This is a genomic window from Sphingobium sp. WTD-1, assembly GCF_030128825.1.
Classification (GTDB): domain Bacteria; phylum Pseudomonadota; class Alphaproteobacteria; order Sphingomonadales; family Sphingomonadaceae; genus Sphingobium.
This window is the reverse complement of record NZ_CP119127.1, coordinates 3,306,008-3,325,603: the sequence shown is the minus strand read 5'-3', so window position 1 is coordinate 3,325,603 and position 19,596 is coordinate 3,306,008. Positions and strand designations below refer to the sequence as shown.

At 64.9% G+C, this 19,596-nt stretch carries 20 protein-coding genes; 11 read left to right on the top strand and 9 right to left on the bottom strand.

The annotated features are described in order from the left end of the window. Positions 1-53: 53 nt before the first annotated feature. Both N6H05_RS16490 and N6H05_RS16485 read left to right on the top strand, forming a co-directional pair. Complete coding sequence (locus tag N6H05_RS16490) at positions 54-581, top strand: hypothetical protein (protein WP_284110630.1); 528 nt, start codon at positions 54-56, stop codon at positions 579-581. Then, on the top strand, positions 578-1,564 hold the full coding sequence (locus tag N6H05_RS16485) for a cytochrome-c peroxidase (protein ID WP_284110628.1): 987 nt from the start codon (positions 578-580) through the stop codon (positions 1,562-1,564). The genes N6H05_RS16490 and N6H05_RS16485 overlap by 4 nt, the downstream gene beginning before the upstream one ends. On the opposite strand, the gene N6H05_RS16480 is transcribed toward N6H05_RS16485, so the two are convergent. Next, positions 1,559-1,936, bottom strand: coding sequence for a winged helix-turn-helix domain-containing protein (locus N6H05_RS16480; protein WP_284110626.1), 378 nt, complete (start codon positions 1,934-1,936; stop codon positions 1,559-1,561). The two genes, N6H05_RS16485 and N6H05_RS16480, sit on opposite strands and share 6 nt — an antisense overlap. Before the next feature lie 160 nt (positions 1,937-2,096). On the opposite strand from N6H05_RS16480, the gene N6H05_RS16475 reads away from it, so the two are divergent. The 3 genes from N6H05_RS16475 to N6H05_RS16465 all read left to right on the top strand — a co-directional run bounded on the left by N6H05_RS16475 (position 2,097) and on the right by N6H05_RS16465 (position 6,651). After that, complete coding sequence (locus N6H05_RS16475; RefSeq protein ID WP_284110625.1) at positions 2,097-4,538, top strand: hypothetical protein; 2,442 nt, start codon at positions 2,097-2,099, stop codon at positions 4,536-4,538. A gap of 63 nt (positions 4,539-4,601) precedes the next feature. Continuing rightward, positions 4,602-5,570, top strand: a complete 969-nt coding sequence (locus tag N6H05_RS16470) for a magnesium and cobalt transport protein CorA (RefSeq protein WP_284110624.1) — start codon at positions 4,602-4,604, stop codon at positions 5,568-5,570. 85 nt (positions 5,571-5,655) lie between these two features. Then, positions 5,656-6,651 carry an AraC family transcriptional regulator gene (locus tag N6H05_RS16465; protein ID WP_284110622.1) on the top strand — a complete coding sequence of 332 codons (996 nt, stop codon included), beginning with the start codon at positions 5,656-5,658 and terminating at the stop codon, positions 6,649-6,651. A 4-nt stretch (positions 6,652-6,655) separates the two neighbouring features. Here the strand turns inward: N6H05_RS16465 and N6H05_RS16460 are convergent, their stop codons facing one another. The 4 genes from N6H05_RS16460 to N6H05_RS16445 form a co-directional block, all read right to left on the bottom strand. After that, entirely contained in the window at positions 6,656-7,495 is an 840-nt protein-coding gene (locus N6H05_RS16460) for a TauD/TfdA dioxygenase family protein (RefSeq protein WP_284110620.1), read from the bottom strand. An 18-nt stretch (positions 7,496-7,513) separates the two neighbouring features. Beyond that, the gene (locus tag N6H05_RS16455) at positions 7,514-8,287 is read right to left on the bottom strand and encodes an SDR family NAD(P)-dependent oxidoreductase (RefSeq protein WP_284110618.1); all 774 of its coding nucleotides are present in this window, start codon (positions 8,285-8,287) and stop codon (positions 7,514-7,516) included. After that, positions 8,284-9,039 (bottom strand): SDR family oxidoreductase, encoded by a 756-nt coding sequence (locus N6H05_RS16450; RefSeq protein ID WP_284110617.1) that lies wholly within the window; start codon positions 9,037-9,039, stop codon positions 8,284-8,286. Before N6H05_RS16450 ends, N6H05_RS16455 begins: the two co-directional genes overlap by 4 nt. 108 nt (positions 9,040-9,147) lie before the next feature. Then, positions 9,148-9,717, bottom strand: coding sequence for a TetR/AcrR family transcriptional regulator (locus N6H05_RS16445; protein WP_284110616.1), 570 nt, complete (start codon positions 9,715-9,717; stop codon positions 9,148-9,150). A gap of 148 nt (positions 9,718-9,865) precedes the next feature. On the opposite strand from N6H05_RS16445, the gene N6H05_RS16440 reads away from it, so the two are divergent. Genes N6H05_RS16440 through N6H05_RS16430 form a run of 3 tightly spaced genes read left to right on the top strand, consistent with a single transcriptional unit; the run spans position 9,866 to position 11,931 of the window. Next, complete coding sequence (locus N6H05_RS16440; RefSeq protein ID WP_284110614.1) at positions 9,866-11,038, top strand: FAS1-like dehydratase domain-containing protein; 1,173 nt, start codon at positions 9,866-9,868, stop codon at positions 11,036-11,038. A gap of 41 nt (positions 11,039-11,079) precedes the next feature. Beyond that, positions 11,080-11,328 carry a hypothetical protein gene (locus tag N6H05_RS16435; RefSeq protein WP_004212448.1) on the top strand — a complete coding sequence of 83 codons (249 nt, stop codon included), beginning with the start codon at positions 11,080-11,082 and terminating at the stop codon, positions 11,326-11,328. A 12-nt stretch (positions 11,329-11,340) separates the two neighbouring features. Next, positions 11,341-11,931 (top strand): TetR/AcrR family transcriptional regulator, encoded by a 591-nt coding sequence (locus N6H05_RS16430; RefSeq protein ID WP_284110612.1) that lies wholly within the window; start codon positions 11,341-11,343, stop codon positions 11,929-11,931. A gap of 38 nt (positions 11,932-11,969) precedes the next feature. On the opposite strand, the gene N6H05_RS16425 is transcribed toward N6H05_RS16430, so the two are convergent. After that, the gene (locus N6H05_RS16425) at positions 11,970-12,284 is read right to left on the bottom strand and encodes a hypothetical protein (protein ID WP_284110610.1); all 315 of its coding nucleotides are present in this window, start codon (positions 12,282-12,284) and stop codon (positions 11,970-11,972) included. A gap of 189 nt (positions 12,285-12,473) precedes the next feature. Between N6H05_RS16425 and N6H05_RS16420 the strand changes: the two genes are divergently transcribed. Together N6H05_RS16420 and N6H05_RS16415 are read left to right on the top strand one after the other, a co-directional pair. Then, positions 12,474-13,283, top strand: a complete 810-nt coding sequence (locus N6H05_RS16420; protein WP_284110608.1) for an SDR family NAD(P)-dependent oxidoreductase — start codon at positions 12,474-12,476, stop codon at positions 13,281-13,283. Next, positions 13,280-13,783 carry a nuclear transport factor 2 family protein gene (locus N6H05_RS16415; RefSeq protein WP_284110606.1) on the top strand — a complete coding sequence of 168 codons (504 nt, stop codon included), beginning with the start codon at positions 13,280-13,282 and terminating at the stop codon, positions 13,781-13,783. The genes N6H05_RS16420 and N6H05_RS16415 overlap by 4 nt, the downstream gene beginning before the upstream one ends. On the opposite strand, the gene nagA is transcribed toward N6H05_RS16415, so the two are convergent. The 3 genes from nagA to N6H05_RS16400 are packed head-to-tail and all read right to left on the bottom strand — an operon-like array spanning position 13,777 to position 16,705. Continuing rightward, entirely contained in the window at positions 13,777-14,910 is a 1,134-nt protein-coding gene (nagA, locus tag N6H05_RS16410; protein WP_284110605.1) for an N-acetylglucosamine-6-phosphate deacetylase, read from the bottom strand. The two genes, N6H05_RS16415 and nagA, sit on opposite strands and share 7 nt — an antisense overlap. Beyond that, positions 14,910-15,953 carry an SIS domain-containing protein gene (locus N6H05_RS16405; protein WP_284110603.1) on the bottom strand — a complete coding sequence of 348 codons (1,044 nt, stop codon included), beginning with the start codon at positions 15,951-15,953 and terminating at the stop codon, positions 14,910-14,912. The genes nagA and N6H05_RS16405 overlap by 1 nt, the downstream gene beginning before the upstream one ends. An 8-nt stretch (positions 15,954-15,961) precedes the next feature. Then, the gene (locus tag N6H05_RS16400) at positions 15,962-16,705 is read right to left on the bottom strand and encodes a GntR family transcriptional regulator (protein ID WP_010339098.1); all 744 of its coding nucleotides are present in this window, start codon (positions 16,703-16,705) and stop codon (positions 15,962-15,964) included. 200 nt (positions 16,706-16,905) lie between these two features. On the opposite strand from N6H05_RS16400, the gene N6H05_RS16395 reads away from it, so the two are divergent. Then, complete coding sequence (locus N6H05_RS16395) at positions 16,906-19,566, top strand: TonB-dependent receptor (protein ID WP_284110600.1); 2,661 nt, start codon at positions 16,906-16,908, stop codon at positions 19,564-19,566. Positions 19,567-19,596 lie beyond the last annotated feature (30 nt).

The following is a 19,596-nucleotide window of genomic DNA, read 5'->3' as shown; positions in this document are numbered from 1 at the left end:
GTTCGACTCGCTATATCCCGCCGTATATAGTTTTGCCTTCGGGAGGGAAGCCCGTGCGTCAGCCTCTGTTCCTGCTGTTTCCGGCCCTGTACGCGGCTTTGGTGCCGGCATCGGCCTTCGCGCAAATGTCGGGCATGTCGGCCTGCGCTGCCCCGGCCGATCCGCCGGCGGAGATGGCATCGTGGCGCGCGCCGCAGCCGATGAAGGCGGCGGCGGATGCCAAAGGAGCCGGCAAGGTCAAGCTGAAAGCCGGGCAGGCCGTGGCGCTGACCCTGCTGCCGACACCCAGGATCAGCTATCCGCTTCGCCCGGCCAAGCCGGGCGGCAGTGTCAGCTTCGGTGGCATCGTTCGTTTCACCGTCGATCAGCCCGGCACCTGGCGGGTGGCGCTGAGCAGTGGCGCCTGGGTCGATGTGGTCAAGGACGGCATCGCCGCGACCTCGACCGCGCATGGCCATGGCCCCGATTGCACCGGCATCCGCAAGATGGTCGATTACAGCCTGGAACCGGGCGACTATATCCTGCAACTTGCGGCCAATGGCGATCCGCAGATGATGGTGCTGGTGACCCGCCTGCCGTGAAGCCAGCGCGCTGGCCGCTATTGCTCGCGACGCTGCTGCTGATCGGGGCAGGGCGGCCGTGGCATTGGAGCTTGCCCCTGGGCGAAGCACCGCCCCCAGTCCCGGTCGGCAACGCAATGAGCGCGGCGAAGGTCGAGCTTGGCCGCCGCCTTTTCTATGACGCCGACCTGTCGGCCAATGGCACGTTGAGCTGTGCCGGATGCCATGAGCAGCATCGCGGCTTTGCCGACGGCAACCGCACGCGGCCCGGCGTGCATGGCGATCCGGGCCTGCGCAATGTGCCGGGCCTGGCCAATGTCGCCTGGTTGCCGCGCCTCACCATGGCCGATCCGGCGATCACCAGCCTGGAGGCGCAGGTCGCGGTGCCGCTGCTTGGCGAGCATCCCATCGAAATGGGGATGAAGGGGCTGGAGGCGGAACTTCCGCGTCGGCTGGGTGCCGATGCCTGCTATCGCCGGATGTTTGCGCGCGCCTTCCCGGACCGTCGCGGCCGGATCGACATCGCGACGGTGTCGGCGGCGCTGGCGGCGTTCGAACGCACACTGATTTCGCGCGATAGCCCTTATGATCGCGATCGACGGGGGCAGGCCGATGCGCTGTCGCCATCGGCCTTGCAGGGTATGCGACTGTTCGCGGACAAGGGCTGTGCATCCTGCCATGCGGGGAGGGATCTCAGTGACGGTGCCTATCATCGGCTGGAACCGGCGACGGCCGCCGATCCGGGCCTGGCGGAAAAGACTGGGCTGACCAGTGATGCTGGTCGTTTTCGCACGCCACCGCTCCGCAACGTCGCAGTGACAGGCCCCTGGTGGCATGATGGGTCCGCGCAAACGCTGGATGCGGCGATACGGCGCCATGGTCAGAAACTGACTGACGCCGAACGGATCGCGATCAGGGCTTTCCTCGACAGCCTGACCGATCGGACTTTCCTTACCGATCCACGCTTCGCCATGCCGGACGAAGCCTGCGGCAAGAAATTATGAAAGAGTAGCGGGCAGGGGGATCGGCCGTAGCAGGGCGTCAAGCTGGCCCTGCGCCCGTCCTCCGGTCGCGGTGAGCGCGGCCTCTTCCAGCGCGCGATAGGCGGCCAGCACGGCCTGCCCTGCTTCCGTCACCCGCGCGCCACGATCACGGCCGCCGCCAGCGACCGTCTCGACCAGCCGGTCGTTCCAGCAGCGGTTCATGGTATCGACCAACAGCCAGCTGCGCCGATAGCTCATGCCCAGCGCCCGCCCGGCCGCCGATATGGAGCCGTGCAGTGCGATCGCATCGAGCAGATCGGCCTTGCCCGGTCCCATGGCGATCTCCTCCCCGCAAAGGATCTGGATCTTGAGCTTGAGCGTTCCGGTCTGCATGGCCCTGCCTGATTGCGTGCGATTTGTTCCTCTTAGCCCGTTGTCGCAGGTTCATCGAGGGGGTGGCATGGCGCGCATTTACTACCGCCTTGGAATTGCCGAATTCCTGTGGGACAGCCGCACAGGTCGCTGAAAAACATAGATAGCCGGATAGAGAGACATGCCCCAGCCTTCCGCCCCGATCCAGATCGCGCGTCTGCGCAAGCCGATCGGCCTGATGATCGGAACGGCGCTGGGGGCTGCATTGCTGACGCCGGGCCTTGCAGCCGAGCCTGCGCCGTTCGAGCTGGCCGGGCCGGACATCAGGGTCAGCGTGACCCGAGGCACGACCAGCTTGCCGATCAGCCAGGTGCCCAGCCTGCGGGCCGGCGACAAATTGCTGATCGAGCCGAACCTGCCCAAGGAACAGGGCGCCAATTTCGTGCTGATGTCGGCCTTTCTGCGCGGCGCGACCAATCCGCCGCCCAAGGACTGGATCGACAGCGCCGAAACCTGGAAGAAGAAGGACAAGGACCGCCGCCTTGCCCTGACCGTGCCGGACGGCGCGCGACAGATGGTGCTGTTCCTGGTGCCCGATACCGGTGGTGGCGAGGGGACGGTCAGTGACGCGGTGCGTGGCAAGCCGGGCGAGTTCGTGCGCGCGACGCAGGAACTCAACCAGGCGTCGCTCGATCGCTCGCGGCTCGACGCCTTCATGACGGCGATCCGGACGCAGGAAAATACCCATCCCGAATTTCTGCGTAGCGTCGCACCGGCGCTGGCCCGAAGCCTGTCGATGAAGCTGAACGAGGATTGCCTGTCCAAGGTGATCGAGCTTCAGGCGGCCTGCCTGCTGGAGAATAAGGACCAACTGGTCCTGGCCGATGTTCATAGCAGCTCCATTGCCGAGACATTGATCGGCACACCGACCGATCTGGCGCTGCAACTCGCCGCCACGCGGGAGGCGGGCTATGGCTATTACAGCCCCTATATCGGCGTGGTGCGCGATCTGGCCCGGATGTTCGGGGCCTTCAGCAGCCCCAGCTTCGAATATCTGCCGACCGTTAGCCTGCGCCGCGACGACAATATCGGGCTGATGCTGAACAAGGCGCCGTCCTTTGCCAAGCCAAAGTCGGTCATGGTGGTCGGCATGCCCTCGATCGAGGCGGACAGCCCCCCGCGCCTGCGCAGCGGAGCACAGGGTCCGATCTGCGCGGCATTGCCTGGCACGGTGCTGCCCGTCGAGGGCGCGCCGCTCATCTATTCGACCAGCTATGCGCGCGGCATGACGGTGCAGTTGAAGGCGGCGTCGGGCCAGACGATCGAATATCCGTTGGAAGCGCGGGCCGACCGGGGCGGCTATGTGATCCGCACCGATGGACCCTGGCCGGCCGACTTCAAGGGATCGATCGAGGCCCATGTCTATGGTCAATGGGGGTTCGACCGATTTGAAGGCCCTGATTACGTCCTGCAGCGGCCCGATGATGCGGCCTGGCAGGTGAAGGGGGAGGCGCCGACCCTGGTGGTCGGTCGCGACAATGGGCTGACGCTGACGGGTGGTGCGCCGGCTTGCCTCGAAAGTGTCACTCTGCGTCAGGGCAATGCAGCGCCCCAGGCGATCGGCTGGAAGGTGCAGGGCCGCGATGCGCTGGACCTGACGCTGCCGCTTGCCGATCGGCGCGCTGGACCTATCACCATCGATGTCAAATATCAGGGCGTGGCCAAGCCTTTCTCCGTGGCGCTGCGCGCCTATGCCCAGGCAAGCAAGATCGACGGGCTGACCGTGCATCAGGGCGATGCCTGGGGTGAACTGACGGGCCAGCGGCTCGATCAGGTGGCGAGCGTCGACCTTGACGGGCGTAGCTGGAAACCCGATGGCCTGACCCGCGACGGTTCGATCGATCGGCTGCGTCTGACGGCCGCGGGCGATGGGACTTTACCAGCCAAGGGCGGCAGCGCCCGCGTGCAATTGGAGGATGGCCGCACCGTATCGGTGCCGGTCGCCATCGTCCCCGCGCGTCCGCGCGTGACCCTGCTCAGCAAGAGCATCACGCCGGCTGTGGCCACGAGTTTGCCGATGACGCTGGGCGGATCGGATGTGCTGCCCAATAACGGTCGTCTCGTCTTTTCGGTGCAGGCGCAGGATGGCACCAAATTGGCCATGGCCGATGCGATCGAGGTCGCGACGCAGGATGGCGGGGCCAGCGTCAGGCTGGCGGCCGGTTCCGGCCTGCAATTGCAAGGCCCGCAGGTGATGGTGGCGACACTCGATCCGACGGCGCTTGGCCCCGCCTTCGGGCCGCTGCAATTCCGCATAGTGCGGGCGCGCGAACAGGGAGATTGGCAACCGCTGATACCGCTCGCGCGTCTGCCCCGGATCGAGGCGATCGATTGCGCGTCGAAGGATCAGAAGGACCAAGGCTGCACCATTAGGGGCCGAGACCTGTTTCTGATCGATGCTGTTGCCAGCAATCCCGTCTTTCACCAGTCCGTCCCCGTTGTGCAGGGCTTTACCGGATCGAGCCTGACCGTCCCGGTGCCCGCCGACGGGAAGCTCTATGTCCGCCTGCGCGACGCAGAAGGGGCGATGCTGGTGGTGCAGGCGCCATCGCCTGCCGTCTGATCGCCATTCCCGATCAAGGCTGACCGCGCTAAGCTGGCAGAATAGCATGATTTCGAGGCCCGAATGACCGTCATTGCCGCCTATCTCTATCGCAACGGCCAGCGCGTGCGCGAAGTGTCGATTACGGAGCGCATCGACTGCGCCGAAGACAAGTCGGAGTTCGTCTGGATCGGCGTTGCCAGCCCGACGGCCGAGGAAATGCGGACGCTGCAGCAAAATTACAATCTCCACCCGCTGGCGGTGGAAGATGCGATCAAGGCGGACCAGCTGCCCAAGGTCGACATCTATGGCGAGCAACTGTTCGTCGTGGCACGGACGGCCCATGTCGAGGCGCAGGCGATTGCCTATGGCGAGACCGCCATCTTCGTCGGCCACAGCCATATCATCAGTGTCCGCCATGGTTCGGCGCGTGGGCATATCGAGCTGCGTCACGCGCTGGAGGCGGTGCCGGATCGGCTGGCCCATGGCGTCGACTATGTGCTGCACGCCATCCTAGACTTCATCGTCGACGGCTATCTGCCAATCGTCGAGGGGATCGAGGAAGAGGTGCTGACGATGGAGCAGCATACGGTCGACAATTTCCTCGGCCGCGACGAGATCACCCGCATCTTCAACCTGCGGCGCCAGTTGATCCGCTTCCAGCGCATATTGGGGCCGATGCAGGAGGTCGCGACCAAGTTCGTCAAGATCGACCTGCCCTGTATCGATCCGGAAACCCGGCCTTATTTCAGCGACGTGCGCGATCATGTGCGGCGGGTGCAGACGATGGTCGACGATCTGCGCGAGGTGCTCAATTCCGTCTTCGAGTTCAGCAATCTGCTGGAACAGCAGCGCACCGGCACGATCACCCGCCAGCTTGCCGCCTGGGCCGCGATCCTCGCGGTGCCGACCGCGATCGCCGGCATCTACGGCATGAATTTCGAGCATATGCCTGAGCTCAAGACCCGCTACGGCTATTTCGTCGTGTTGGCGGTGATCATGCTGATCTGTTCGATCCTCTATCGGCGGTTCCGCAAGCTCAACTGGCTCTGACCGCATCGCCCCGCCGAAATGGGGTGGCCGCCGCTTGACCCATTCGGACAAGCGGTGCCAGCCTGTCCGAATGGGAGATCCGGCGATGGATGAGCGGCGCGACGCGTTCGAGGCGACCAATGCGCATATGCTGCGGTTCCTGCCGGAACTGGTGGCGGAACTGGGCGGGGAGGCTCCGGACAGCGGCGATGCGTCGCCCAGCTATCGCCAGACCATCGCGCTGATCGAGGATGCTGCGCATCGGCTCGCCTGTCCGGACTTCGGCATGCGCCTTGCCATGCGGCAGCGCGGGGCAGACCTGTTCGGGCCGCTGGGCGACGCGATGCGCAACGCGCCGACCTTCGGTGCGGCGATCGATTATGTGTGCAGCCATAATTATGCGCACAGCCTGGCGGCGTCGGTCTGGCTCCGCCGCTTTCCCTCGGTCCGCCATGTCTTCGTCGGGCATGACATCCTGCTCGACGGCGTGCCCAACCGGGCGCAGGCGATGGAGCATATTTTGCTGGTCGGCCATCTCTTCGCGATGGAACTGACCGGCGGGCGGGCACGGGCGCGGCGGGTGCATTTCCGCCATCAGCCAATCTCGCCGGCGCGCATCTATCGCCGCTATTTCGGATGCCCGGTGCATTTCGGCCAGAATGAGGACGGGATCAGCTTTTCCGAGCGCGACATGGCAAGCCCGGTGATCGACCGGGACGCTGCGGTCTTCGCCGCGGTCACCGCCCATATCGAACGCGAATTTCCCCATCGCCACCCGCCGCTGCATGCGCAGGTGCGCGGCATCGTCATGCAATGGCTGTGGACCGCCCATTGCTCGAATGACCGGGTCGCGGCCGAACTGGGGCTGCATCCGCGCACGCTGCACCGCCGGTTGGCGACGGAGGGAACGAGCTTCCAGAAGATCAAGGATGAGGTGCGGCGCGACATATTGCGCTACTATCTGGAGCAGACCGACATGGATTTTGCCCATGTGTCGGAGAAGCTCGGTTTTTCAGAACAATCGGTGATGACGCGCAGTTGCAACCACTGGTTCGGCGCGTCGCCGACGCGGTTGCGGGCGCGGTTGCACGCGCCCGCCTGAACCTTCAGCCCGCAATCGAGGTCCGGTGCATCATGCGCCCGGAATCGCGGGCATAGGGCACCACCCGGTGCAGCGCGCCGGTGTTGCTCCAGATAACGAAATCGCCCGCCTGCCACTGGTGTTGATAGACGAAATCGGGCTGGGTCGCCCATTCGTTGAGCCGGGCGATATAAGCGCGGCCATAGGCCAGTTCCATGCCGACGATCCGGTCGGCGGTCGACCCGACGATCAGGCTCTTGCGGCCATTCTTGTGGGTCTGGACCAGCGGCCGTTCCTTCTCGACGCCGATCGCGAGCTTGCCCTTTTCCGCTTCGGGGATGGCGTCGGCGATCGAGCGCAGGCTGGCGGCTACGCTGTGGATGATGCGCAGATCCTCGATCTCGGCGCGCTGTGCTTCGGGCATCTGTTCATAGGCGGCGAAGGTGTTGGCGAATTCGGTCTGGCCGCCCCTGGGCGCCAGGCGCCGGGCTGACAGCAGGGTGGCGAGTGGCGGCGGCATTTCCATCGGCATGCCATCCATGTGCCAGAAGAAGGTACCCAGCACATATTCGGGCGCGCGATTGATCTTGCGATCGAGCGTCACCTGATAGACGTCCTCGTCCTTGTTGGTCGTCGCCTCGCTGGTGAGGTTGAGCCGCCCGCCAAGCAGGTCGGTGAAGGCCAACTGCTCCTCATTGGTGAAATGGACCTGCGGCATGACCAGCACGGTCCGCTCCTCCAGCATGTCGCGGCACTGGGCGACCACCTCGGGATCGAACAGCGCCTCCCGATCGGCCTCCACCATCGCGCCGATCAGCGGCTTGACCGGGCGGAAGGTGATGCGGCTCTTGTGAATGACGTTCATGATCCTGCTCCTTCGATCTCAACCCTGTTCGGCGGCCATGCCGGAAAAACCGACGCAATAACCGCCATCGACCGGCAGCAAGGTGCCGGTAATGTAGGATGCCTCGTCACTGGCGAGGAACAGGGCAGCATTGGCGATTTCGCTGGCCAGACCCCACCGGTCCATCGGGATGCCGGGCACGCGGAAGATGCCGGGCGGCGGTTCGGGATGATCCTTGGCCATTGGCACCAGCCCGGTCCAGATCGATCCGGGCAGCACTGCGTTCACGCGGATGTGGTGCGCGGCATAATCGAGCGCGGCGCATTTGGTCATCTGGCTGACTCCGCCCTTGGCGGCGGCATAGACGCCATGCCCCTTCCATCCGACCATGCCGGTGGCCGAGCCGATATTGACGATCGCGCCGCCGCCGCTTTCCAGCATGGCAATCACGCCATATTTCATGCCCAGGAACACGCCCTTCAAATTGACGGCATGGACCCGGTCCCAATTCTCGCTGCTCTGTTCGTGCAGCGGCATGATGCCGCCGCCAAAGCCGGCGTTGTTGACGAGTATGTCGACCCGGCCAAAGGCTTCGCAGGCGGCGGCGATCATCGCCTGGATGTCCGCTTCCTCGGCCACGTCGACATGCAGGCCGATGGCGCCGTTGCCGATGGCGGCAGCGACTTCATCCTGCGCACCGCTGATGTCGGCGCAGAGCACCCGCGCGTCTTCCTGCGCGAAGCGTTCGGCCATCGCCTTGCCCATGCCCGATCCCGCGCCGGTGATGACCGCGCTCTTGCCCGCCAGCCTCATGGCATCGGCTCCGTGTCGATGGTCGGCTGGATCAGGATTCTGCTCACATTGGCGCGGCGCGGCAGGCTGACCGCGAGCAGGATGCCGGCGACGATGTCGTCCGGCGCCATTGCCCCGTCCTTGTGGGTGTGCTGCTGGATCATGTCGCGCCATTGCGGGTCGGAAATGGAACTGGCGATCTCGGTCGCGGTGGCGCCTGGTTCGATGATCGAGACGCGGATACCGGCCTGGCCGCCTTCCTGTCGCAGGCTTTCGGTGAAGCCGGTCAGGCCGAACTTGCTGGTCGAATAGGCGGCGAAGCGCCAGCCCGAGCGACGCCCGGCGGTCGAGGAGATGTTGACGATGTCGCCGCTGCCCTGCGCCTTCATCACCGGGAAGGCGGCGCGGCAGGCATGGATGGTACCCATCAGGTTGATGTCGATCACCCGCTGCCACTGGGTGCTGGTCAGGCTTTCGATCCCGCCCGCCTCGTTGACGCCGGCGGAGTTGACGAGGATGTCGAGCCGGCCGAACCGCGCCACCGTATCGGCGACGGCGGCGGCCGCATCCGCCTCGACAGAGACGTCGCCGGGCAAGGCGAGCGCAGTGCCGCCTGCTGCCTCGATCCGGGCGACCAGCGCATCGAGCCGATCGCGGCGCCGTCCGTTGACAGCGATGTTGACACCCTCAAGCGCGAGCGCGAGCGCCGCCGCCTCGCCAATGCCCGAGGATGCGCCGGTGACCAGCGCGACCTTGTTTTCCAGTGCTACCATGACCTCTCCTTGCCCCGCTGGCCTGTGCCGGACCGCGATGCTGAACAGGTCATTAGCAGGGGTAGGCGGGGTGGTGCGATGGCAGGATCGGCAATAGCGCCGGGGCGATCATTTGGCTTCGAGTTGGTCCATCATAGCTTCGATCATGGCCAAGGCCTGGTCATGGCCTTCGGTCAGGCCAAGCGCCGTTTCGCTGACCAGCATGCGGGCGAGCGAGGCGGCGATCATCATCAGGCCGCTGGCATTGGCGGCCTGATCGGCGGGGAGCAGCGCCGCGACGGCCTGCGCCTGATGCGCGCGGAACGCCTGGGCGGCGGTGACGATCTCGGCCCGCACCGCCTCGCGATGATGGGCGATGGCGCTGAGTTCTGCGGCAAGGGCAGCGGTCGAGGGATCGCGCATCATCTCCCACATGGCGCGCAGCGGGCTGGGCGCGGCAAGGGCCTCGGCGAAGCGGGTCATGCGCCGCTCGTTGATCCGCTGCACCACGGCGCGGAGCAGATCGTCCATGGTGCGGAAATAATAATAGAGAAGCTGGGTCTTCAGGCCCGCCTGCTGCGCCACCTGCCGCGCGGAAATGCCATGTTCGCCGACGTGCGCCAGGATCGCTTCGGCCGCGTCGATGAAGCGGGCGCGGTTCTGCGATCCTTCGGCGCCAAGTCTGCGAGCGGTAGCCATATCGTCCTTTCCGTCCTTCTCCGCCTTCGCTTCTGGGCAATTTTGCGAGGCGCGGCAATGGCCGGCCTGCTGTCCATTTTGGTCAAGGCGCCGTGCCGGGGCGGCGCTAGCCTTGCTGCCAAACAGGCCCCTTGCGGAGAGATGATCCATGACCACGCCGACACTCGATTGTTCGGATATCGACAATTATCTGGGCAAGCCGATCCAGCCCGCGCGGATGGTCGAGCCGATCAACAATGGCGATATCCGCCGCTGGGTGCAGGCGATGCATTATCCCAACCGGCTCCATTATGATGCGGGCTATGCCGCGCAGAGCCGCTGGGGCGGCATGGTCGCGCCGCAGAGCTTTGCCGTGACGATGGACTGCGCCCATGGCTCCGCGCCGTCCTGCATTGGCCGGGTGCCCAATTCGCACATGCTGTTTGGCGGCGACGAATGGTGGTTCTATGGCCCGCGCATGGTGGCGGGCGACCGTATCCTCAATGAACGCATTCCGTTCGACTATACGGTCAAGGACACGAAATTTGCGGGGCCAACCTGTTTCCAGCGCGGCGACAATTTCTATTATAACCAGCAGGGTGACCTGATCGCCAAGCAGCGTTCCACCTCGATCCGCTACAGCCAGGAAGCGGGCAAGGACAATGTCCCGACCGAGGGTTTTGACGATCCGGTCTGGACCGACGACCAGCTGGAGGAACTGGAAGCGCGCAAGATGCAGTGGGTCCAGATGCTCCATGATCTGGGCCATGACCGGCGTTGGTGGGATGATGCGACGGTCGGCGCGGCGCTGCCCGAACGGGTGGTCGGCCCGCATTCGATCGTGTCCTTCGCGACCGAATGGCGATCCTATATCTTCACCCAATGGGGCGGCACGCACCGGCGCACCGACCTCGACATGGAGGCGCTGGGCTTCGTCAAGGAAATGGCGGGGCATGAGAATGACCCGGTGATGGAGGCGATCAACCCGGAATTTACCGATGGCGCCTATGTCGGGCCGTCGCGCGGCCATCTCTTCCCGCGCTGGGCCCGCTTCATCGGCATGCCGCGCGGCTATGGCTATGGCGCCTCCATGGGGGCGTGGATCACCGATTATTTCGCCGGTTGGGCGGGGGAGTGGGGGATGATACGCCATTCCGCCTGCAATTATCGCAGCCCGGCGCTGACCGGCGACATCACCATCACCACCGGCACCATCCTCGACAAATTCGTGGACGAGGACAGCCGGCACATGGTGCAGGTCGATTGCCGCATGACCAATCAGTCTGGAGCGGTGCTGGCCACGGCCAAGGCGGAGATCGAACTGCCCAAGCGACCGGCCTGATCCATCTGGTCAAGCGCGCCGCGCTGTGGGATAGCGCGGCGATGGACCTGGACGATCAGTTTCGCCATTATTTCGGCACCGACGACCTTGCCAGCGTGCCGCCCGAGGGCATGGCGGCCGGGATCGAGCGGATGCAGGTGGCTTTCGGGCTGGAGACGGACCGTCCCCGGCGCTTCGCCCTGTGGACATTGCTCTACATGCTGGGTGCGGCGCCCGATCTGGATGTCGCGTTCGAGGATGAAGCCGACCGCAATGCCGCGCGCGACGTGATGGACATGCTGGACGAATAGGCCGCAGGGGCGATGGGAAAAGGCATCACCAGCGCCGGCAGGAAGGAACGGGCTTCGGCGCGCGGCGCCCTTTTGGCCGCGACCGAGAGGCTCATGGTCGAGGAGGGCTATGCCGCCGTCACGACCCGGCGCGTGGCGAAGATCGTTGGCGTGACTCCGGCGCTGGTCCATTATCATTTTGCGACGACCGATGACCTGCTGCTGGAGTTGTTCCGCAGTCTGTCGGCCCGGTTCAAGGAAGAGCTGGCGAACCGGCTGGACACCCCCGATCCGCTGCGCGCGCTATGGCGGCTCAATTCCGATCCGGACGGCAGCGCGATCGTGCTGGAGTTCATGGCGCTGTCCAACCATCGCAAGGCGATCCGCCAGGAAATCGCCGCCTTTGTCGAGGAATTGCGCGATATCCAGACGCGTGCGATCGGCGCGGCCGATGGCGCGGGGCTGTCGCCAGTGGGGCTTTCGGTGCTGACGGCAGGCATAGCCCGCTCGATCGTGATGGAACAGAGCCTGGGCGTGACACTGGGCCATGACGAGGCGCTGGCCATGGTGGAGGCGCTGATGCGCCATGCCACCGGCAAGGATGCCGACGGACACGCCGCCTAGCCGGTCAGACGGCGCGACTATGCGCGCCGGCCTTACCCTTATTTCTTCACCGGGATCTTGTTGAGATCGGCCTGCACTTTGGCCAGCGCGGCGTCGGTCAGCGTGTCGGCCGCATATTGCTGCACGCCCTTCAGCGTCATCGAACGCGCCATGTCGATCTGCGGATTGGCGGTGAAACCGGGCAGATTCTTGTCGAGGACTGCCTTGGTCGCGGGATTGTCGAGCAATGTGCCGATGTCGGTGGTCTCGACGCTATAGGCCGGGGCGGGCGCTGCGGCAGGGGCCTGCGCCATGGCGATGTGCGGCGTGGCGGCAGTGAACAACAGGCTGGCGGCGATCAGGACAGTTTTCATCGGCATCCTCTCAAGACAACAGGACATGTCCCGAAGCCCGGCGGCCGTGAGACGGACTATATCATAGACGGAGGATGAGGCCTGCGAAACCGGGCGGACCATCGCAACGCCCCGGCGATGCAGCGCGCGCGCCCTTGTGCCGAAGGGATCGGTTTGTTGGATTGGCGTCCTTGATGGGAAGGAAAGCCGATGACCGGGTTGCTACTGCCTTATGGCCCCTGGGCGCTGATCGCGGGCGCATCGGAGGGGACGGGGCGCGCCTTTGCCGAGCGACTGGCGGCGCAGGGATATAAGCTGATATTGCTCGCGCGGCGCGAAGCCCCACTGGCTGGCCTGGCGGCGGAATTATCTGCCCGCTACGATACGGAATGCCTGTGGGCGAGCGTGGACCTGGCGGATGCCGATGCCGCCGATCGGATCGCCGCACTGTGCGGAGACCGCAAGATCGGGCTGTTCATCGCCAATGCCGGCGCCGATCCGCATGGCACCCATTTCCTTGACAGCGATATTGACAGCTGGACGGCATTGGTGGGCCGCAATGTCATGACCCTGATGCGCCTGTGTCACCATCTGGGCCGGGCGATGCGGGCACGGAGGAGGGGCGGCATCATCCTGGTCGGATCCGGGGCCTGCTATGGCGGCGCGCCGGGCCTTGGCGTCTATGCCGGCAGCAAGGCGTTCGACCTGTGCCTGGGCGAGGCACTGTGGGCCGAATTGCAGCCCCATGGCGTGGATGTGCTGAACCTGATCCTGGGGCGCACCGATACGCCCGAACTGCGGCGGTTCCTGGCCAGTCGCGGTGCGGCGCTGCCGGCCGATCTGGCCCTGCCCGATGATGTCGCGCGGGTCGGGCTGGAGCGGTTGCCGCATGGGCCGGTCCATCATTGGGGGCTGGCGGATGAGGAGCAGGGCTATGCGCCGCAATCGGCTGCGGCCCGGCGTGACCGCATCCTGGCGATCGCGCAGGCCATGCGCGACCTGCAGGGCGCTGGCGCATGAGCGCATCGCGTGATCTGGCGGCGGATCGGCGGGCCATTGCCGATGCGCTGCATCTCTATGCCCGTGCCGTCGATCGGCTCGATGGGCCGCTCGGACATGCACTGTGGCATGCCGATGGCACGGCCGATTATGGCGATTATTATCAGGGGAGCGGGCGTGGCTTGATCGACCGTATCTGCGCCGATCATAGCGGACTGCTGGCCCATTGCCATCAGATGACGAACATGGTGATCGCGCTCGATGGCGACCGGGCCGGCAGCGAGACCTATTGCATCGCGACATTGCGGATGCAGCGACCTGATGGGCAGATGCAGATGTCGGTCTGGACCCGCTATGTCGATCGCTGGTCCTGGCGGGACGGGCGCTGGGCGATGGATCATCGCATCGCGCTACGCGAGTTTGACGAGATACGTCCGGTCCAGCCGCTCAGCGCAGGTGGCATGGGGCGGCGGGACCGGGACGATCCTTCTTATGCTGTCCTGGGAAATCTGCTTCAGTAAGTGCCGCCGATCCAGCTACGCACGACGGCGCCCTGGGCATCCAGTTGCAGCAGGTCGGCACGCAGGCCCGGCGCGATGCGGCCGGTTTCGGCGGTGAGGCCCAGGAAGGCGGCCGGCGCGGCGGACGCCATGGCGATGGCGCGCTCGATCGGGACGTCCAGCATGGCGACGCTGTTGTGGACGGCGGTGATCATGTCGAGATTGGAGCCGGCGAGCGTGCCGGCATCATCGGTGCAGGCGCCGTCGCGGACCAGGATATGGCGCCCCTGGAGCATGAACTCGTCCGCGTCGGAGCCGACCGAAGGCATGGCGTCGGTGACCAGCATCAGCTTGTCGCATGGCTTGCAGCGCAGGGCGATCTTGAGCGCGGTGGCGCTGACATGATGGCCATCGACGATGATGCCGCAGGTCACGCTATCCTGCTCCAGCGCGGCGCCAACGATGCCGGGCTTGCGCGATCCCAGCGGCGACATGGCGTTGTAGAGATGGGTGACGCCGGACAGGCCGGCCTCGACCGCGCCGATCATATCCTCATAGCGGCCATTGCTGTGGCCCGCCGCGACGATCACGCCGCGCTCCACAAGCTGGCGCACCATGTCGGGCGAGGTCCGCTCGGGCGCCAGCGTGACCAGGGTGCGGCCGCGCTTGAGCGAAGACAGCACTTCCAGCCCCTCGGCATCGAGCGGGCGAATCTTGTCGCCGTCATGAATGCCCTTGCGCTCGATATTGAGATAGGGGCCTTCGATATGGATGCCGAGCACGCCCGGCACGCCGGCCTCGATCGCGGCGTCGACGGCGGCGACCGCCTGGCGGATGACGGCCAGATCGTCGCTGATCAGCGTCGGCAGGAAGCCGGTGGTGCCGAAACGACGATGGGCGGCGCCGATCGCGGCGATGCCTTCGACCGTCGGGGCATCATTGAACAGCACGCCGCCGCCGCCATTGACCTGCGTATCGATGAAGCCGGGCACCAGCCGGTCGCCGCCCAGGTCGCGCCGTGCGACATCGGCCGGGATATCGGCGTCGGGCAGGATAGCGGCAACGCGATCGCCCTCGATCAGCAGCGCCTTGCCGGCATGGAAGTGGCCGTCGATCAGGATCGACCCATTGACCAGAGCGTGACGCATCAGAGGGTCTCCGTCACCTTGGCAAGGTGCGGGGGCTGGTCCGGGTTGAAGCCGCGCCGGACCGACAGCGCATTGACCGCGCGGTAGAAGGCCTGGACCTGCAGCATCGGCTCGATCGCCGGATGGGCGGCGGGCACCGGCAGATGAATGGCGCCATCGACCGGCTCGCCGGCGATCAGCACCTGGCCGCCGCGCGCGACAACCTCGCGCACCAGTTCATCGACGCTTTCGGCGGTCTCGTCCGCCTGGCGAAACACCAGCAGCGGGAAATCGGGGCCGACCAGCGCCATCGGGCCATGCTTGACCTCGGCCGCGCTGAATGCTTCGGCGTGGAGGCCACTGGTTTCCTTGAACTTGAGCGCGGCTTCCTGCGCGATGCCGAAGCCGATGCCGCGGCCGATGACGTAGAGGCCACGCGCGGTTGCGAGTTGTTCGACGAGCGGCGCCCAGTCGCAGGCCCAGGCTTGGGCGAGCAGGGCAGGGGCAGTCTCCAGCGCCGCCAGCAATTCCGCATCTTCGCTCCAATGGGCGGCAAGGCTCAGCAGGCTGGCGATTGAGGCGATATAGGATTTGGTAGCAGCGACACTGCGTTCCGGGCCGGCGTGGAGCGACAGCAGCGTATCGACCTGGCCGGCGAGCGGCGAGTCGGCGACATTGACCATGGCGACGGTCCTTGCGCCTGCGCTTTTGGCGGCATCGACCGTGGCCAGGATGTCGGGGCTCTTGCCCGACTGCGAGATGGCGATGGCCAGCATGTCGGCGAGGGCAGGAGCCGTGCCATAGACTGAGGCGATCGAGGGCGCGGCCGACGTGGTCAGCAGGCCCAGGCGGGTTTCGAACAGATATTTGGCGAAGGTCGCCGCATGATCGGAACTGCCGCGGGCACAGGTGACGATGCCGCGCGGCGGATTTGTACGCAGGCTGGCGGCCAGCGCCTTGACCGTTTCGGCGTTGGCGGCGAACTGGCGGGCGATGACGGCGCCAGCCTCTGCGGCCTCGGCGAACATCAGGGTATCTTGCGGGTTGAGCATCGTGTCAGGCATCTTTTCGGTCAGGCGCGCATGTCGAGTTCGGCAACAAAGTCATAGGCATCGCCCCTGTACCAGCTTTGCGTCGCTTCGATGACGCGGCCATCGTCCAGAAAGCCGCGCCGTTCGATATAGAGGCCGGGCGCCCCTGCCTCGATCCCCAGCAGCTTGGCCTGTTCGGCGTTGAACAGCACGGCGCGCAGGCGCTGGAGGGCGCGGACTGGACGGTTGCCGGCGGCTTCCAGGGCGGCATAGAGCGAGGCGCCGACGACATCGACACCGTCGAGGCCGAAGCCGGGAATGGTCGAATATTCGAGTGCCATCGCGACATCGTCGGCATAGCGGATGCGGTTGAAGCGGTAGACGGCGGCACCGGGGCTGAGGCCCAGCGTCAGCGCGTCGTCGGGCGTGACCGCGCCGACGCTGCGGCCCAGCCACTCGCTGCGCACGGTGCGGCCGCGTGCTGCCATGTCCTCGGAAAAGGAGGAGAGCTTGGCGAACTGCTTCTCGACCCGGTTGGCGACGAAGGTGCCGGCGCCCTGCTTGCGCACCAGCAGCCCTTCCTCGACCAGGGAATCCAGCGCCTTGCGCAGGGTGATGCGGGACACCGAGAGTTCCGATGCCAGGTCGCGTTCGGGCGGCAGCGCTTCATTGGGTTTCAGTCGCTGGGTGCGCAGCGCTTCGCGCAGGGCGTCTTCGAGCCGGCGATAGAGCGGGCCACCGCCCAGCGCGTCGAGCGGTCCAATCTGTTCGGCAAGCAGCGGCATCTCGTCTCCACCAGCATCTGTGTTGTTTGCACACTAAGACCAATTAAATACCATATGCCAGTGAAAAATTTCAAACGCCGTCACAATTTTGAAAATATCCCTCTTGACGGCGATATGACTTCGGCGGATGGTCTGCTTATTGGTATGCAGTTGGTCCGCCCAATTGGTGCCATGCATCAAATATAAATAAGGGGTGAGATATGGGGATTCGGACTTTTCTGGTCGGTACCGCCAGCGCCATCGCGCTGTTTTCCGGTGCCGCGCATGCGCAGGGAAGCGATGCTTCCGCGCCGGACGCCGATGCAAATGCCAGCGATATCGTCGTCACCGGCTATCGTGCCTCGCTCGCCAAGGCGATCGACGTCAAGCGGAACGCCGACGCGATCGTCGACAGCATTTCCGCCGAAGATGTCGGCAAATTCCCCAATACCAATGTCGCCGAAGCGCTGACGCTGGTGCCCGGCGTCACCGTCGACCGCCAGTTCGGCCAGGGCGAAAAAGTGTCGATCCTGGGCACCGATCCGGCGCTTAACCGCACCCTGCTGGACGGCCAGACCGTGGCGTCGGCCGACTGGTTCATCCTCGACTCGCCGGGCCGCACCTTCAACTATGCGCTGCTTGCGCCGCAGCTGGTCGGCCGGGTCGACGTCTACAAGTCGCCCGAACCGCGCATCGACGAAGGCTCGATCGGCGGCACCGTCAATGTCGTGACCCGCAAGCCGCTGGAGCTGAAGCCCTTCACCATGGCGGGCCAGCTTGGCTATCTCTATAATGATCGCTCGAAGAAGGGCGATATCCAGGGGGCGGCGCTGGTCAGCTGGCATAATGAGGAAGGCACGTTCGGCATCCTCGCCTCGTTCCAGCGCGCCAAGGACCGGCTGCGCCGCGACGGCGTCGAAACCTATGGCACGATGAAGGCCGATCAGTGGGCCGGCGGCAATGCCGACAATCCGGTGGACTCGCGCGACAATGGCTGCGTCGGTGAATGCGCCACCACGCTCAGCAACAATCTGGATGCGATCAGCCCCAATGCCTTTGGCACATCCTATTTCGAACAGGGCCGCGAGCGCCTGACCTATTCGGCCACCGCCCAGTGGAAGCCGGTCGATGAGCTGACGCTGGAAGCGAGCTGGCTCAAGATCGACGCGACCTACAACAACCTCAACCAGTCCATGTATGCCTTCCAGGGCAATACCTGGAACAGCCTGGGCGCGCTGACCGGTCTGGAGGTCAATAACGGCATTGTCACCAGCGCGACCTTCAAGAATGCGCTGTCGGTGCTGGACGTCCAGTATCGCGAGGCGGAGATGAAGTCCGACACCTATCGCGGCAAGGCGCGCTGGGACGGTGGCACCTGGGATCTGACGGTCGAAGGCGGCCTGTCCGACGCGGACGGCGGCACCAAGCGTCAGGTCTTCCTCGAATTCCTGAACTGGGCGGATTATACCGTGAATATTGGCGGCGCGCCCAAGTCGCCGGGTTCGCTCATCTATACCACCGACGTTCAGGGCAACCCCAATGCCTTCGTGACCGATCCGGGCTGGAGCGGCAACACCGTCACCAAGCCGACCAGCGACAAGGAGCGTTACGGCCAGGCCGATCTCGGCTTCGATTTCGACGGTGCGTTGAAGCGCATCCAGATCGGCTATAAATATCGCCATCACGAGACCGGCCAGCAATATGCGGGCATCGCGCTCAATGGCCTGGGCGTCGCGGCGGCGCAGTTCGATCCCAAGACGGTGGCGGGCAATTATCTGCGCGGCTTCAGCGGCGTGAACGACCAGATGACCGACCGCTTCATCATCAGCGGGCCATCGATGGTCGACTATCTGGAAGGCAAGACGCTGCCGACACCGTCGATCTTCGCGGCGGCCGAATTTACCGCCGGCAACTGGAACATCCAGGAAGATATCAACGCGGTCTATGCCCAGGCCAATTTCGACACCGGCACGCTGCGCGGCAATTTCGGCGTGCGCTATGTGAACACCAAGACCGACAGCGCCGGTTATGTCTGCAATCCGGGCGCGCCCTGCAACAGCCAGGCCGACTGGACCTGGCAGACGACCAAGCGCAGTTATGACAATTGGCTGCCCAGCGCCAATATTGCGTGGACCGCGCAGCAGGATCTGATCCTGCGCTTCTCGGCCGCCAAGGTGATGTCGCGTCCCAACTATGCGGACATGACCAATTATTTCTGGCTGTCGGACACGGTGCTGACCGGCGGTGGCGGCAACCCGAACTTGAAGCCCTATACGTCGGGCAATCTCAACGCCTCGGTCGAATGGTATTTCAAGCAGGGATCGATCCTGTCGGCGGAAGTCTTCTACAAGGATATCAGCAACTATATCCTGCAGAAGACGGCGCCCGAGAGCTATTTCAACCAGTCGCAGGGCCGGGTGACGACCTATCAGATCAGCCGTCCCTACAATGCCGGTTCGGCCGAGGTGAAGGGCTTTGCCGTCGCCTATCAGCAGAACCTGCCCTATGGCTTCGGCATATTGGCCAACTACACCTATTCCGACGGTTCGGGTGAAGGCGGCCAGGCGCTGCCCTATAATTCCAAGCATCAGGCCAGTGTCAGCCCCTTCTTCGAAAGCGGCCCGGTCGCGCTGCGCGCCACCTATACCTGGCGGTCGAAATATTTCACCGGCATCGACCGTGGCGACAATATGTTCGTGCGGGACTCCGACAATCTGGACGTGTCGGCGACCTATAATGTCACGCCGCAGATCGGCATTACCCTGTCGGGCATGAACCTGACCGACGCGGAATATTATGCCTATGCCAACACCACGGCACTGCCGCGCGGCGTCTATCGCTCGGGCCGCAAGTTCCTGGCGACGGTGAACTTCAACTATTGATTGCCTCGCCTGTCAGAAGGCGCATGACTT

Excerpts from the sequence above, each read along its gene's own strand:
- N6H05_RS16480 (WP_284110626.1), bottom strand. The coding sequence starts at position 1,936 with ATGCAGACCGGAACGCTCAAGCTCAAGATCCAGATCCTTTGCGGGGAG.
- N6H05_RS16475 (WP_284110625.1), top strand. The coding sequence starts at position 2,097 with ATGCCCCAGCCTTCCGCCCCGATCCAGATCGCGCGTCTGCGCAAGCCG.
- N6H05_RS16470 (WP_284110624.1), top strand. The coding sequence starts at position 4,602 with ATGACCGTCATTGCCGCCTATCTCTATCGCAACGGCCAGCGCGTGCGC.
- N6H05_RS16465 (WP_284110622.1), top strand. The coding sequence starts at position 5,656 with ATGGATGAGCGGCGCGACGCGTTCGAGGCGACCAATGCGCATATGCTG.
- N6H05_RS16460 (WP_284110620.1), bottom strand. The coding sequence starts at position 7,495 with ATGAACGTCATTCACAAGAGCCGCATCACCTTCCGCCCGGTCAAGCCG.
- N6H05_RS16455 (WP_284110618.1), bottom strand. The coding sequence starts at position 8,287 with ATGAGGCTGGCGGGCAAGAGCGCGGTCATCACCGGCGCGGGATCGGGC.
- N6H05_RS16450 (WP_284110617.1), bottom strand. The coding sequence starts at position 9,039 with ATGGTAGCACTGGAAAACAAGGTCGCGCTGGTCACCGGCGCATCCTCG.
- N6H05_RS16445 (WP_284110616.1), bottom strand. The coding sequence starts at position 9,717 with ATGGCTACCGCTCGCAGACTTGGCGCCGAAGGATCGCAGAACCGCGCC.
- N6H05_RS16440 (WP_284110614.1), top strand. The coding sequence starts at position 9,866 with ATGACCACGCCGACACTCGATTGTTCGGATATCGACAATTATCTGGGC.
- N6H05_RS16435 (WP_004212448.1), top strand. The coding sequence starts at position 11,080 with ATGGACCTGGACGATCAGTTTCGCCATTATTTCGGCACCGACGACCTT.
- N6H05_RS16430 (WP_284110612.1), top strand. The coding sequence starts at position 11,341 with ATGGGAAAAGGCATCACCAGCGCCGGCAGGAAGGAACGGGCTTCGGCG.
- N6H05_RS16425 (WP_284110610.1), bottom strand. The coding sequence starts at position 12,284 with ATGAAAACTGTCCTGATCGCCGCCAGCCTGTTGTTCACTGCCGCCACG.
- N6H05_RS16420 (WP_284110608.1), top strand. The coding sequence starts at position 12,474 with ATGACCGGGTTGCTACTGCCTTATGGCCCCTGGGCGCTGATCGCGGGC.
- N6H05_RS16415 (WP_284110606.1), top strand. The coding sequence starts at position 13,280 with ATGAGCGCATCGCGTGATCTGGCGGCGGATCGGCGGGCCATTGCCGAT.
- nagA (WP_284110605.1), bottom strand. The coding sequence starts at position 14,910 with ATGCGTCACGCTCTGGTCAATGGGTCGATCCTGATCGACGGCCACTTC.
- N6H05_RS16405 (WP_284110603.1), bottom strand. The coding sequence starts at position 15,953 with ATGCCTGACACGATGCTCAACCCGCAAGATACCCTGATGTTCGCCGAG.
- N6H05_RS16400 (WP_010339098.1), bottom strand. The coding sequence starts at position 16,705 with ATGCCGCTGCTTGCCGAACAGATTGGACCGCTCGACGCGCTGGGCGGT.
- N6H05_RS16395 (WP_284110600.1), top strand. The coding sequence starts at position 16,906 with ATGGGGATTCGGACTTTTCTGGTCGGTACCGCCAGCGCCATCGCGCTG.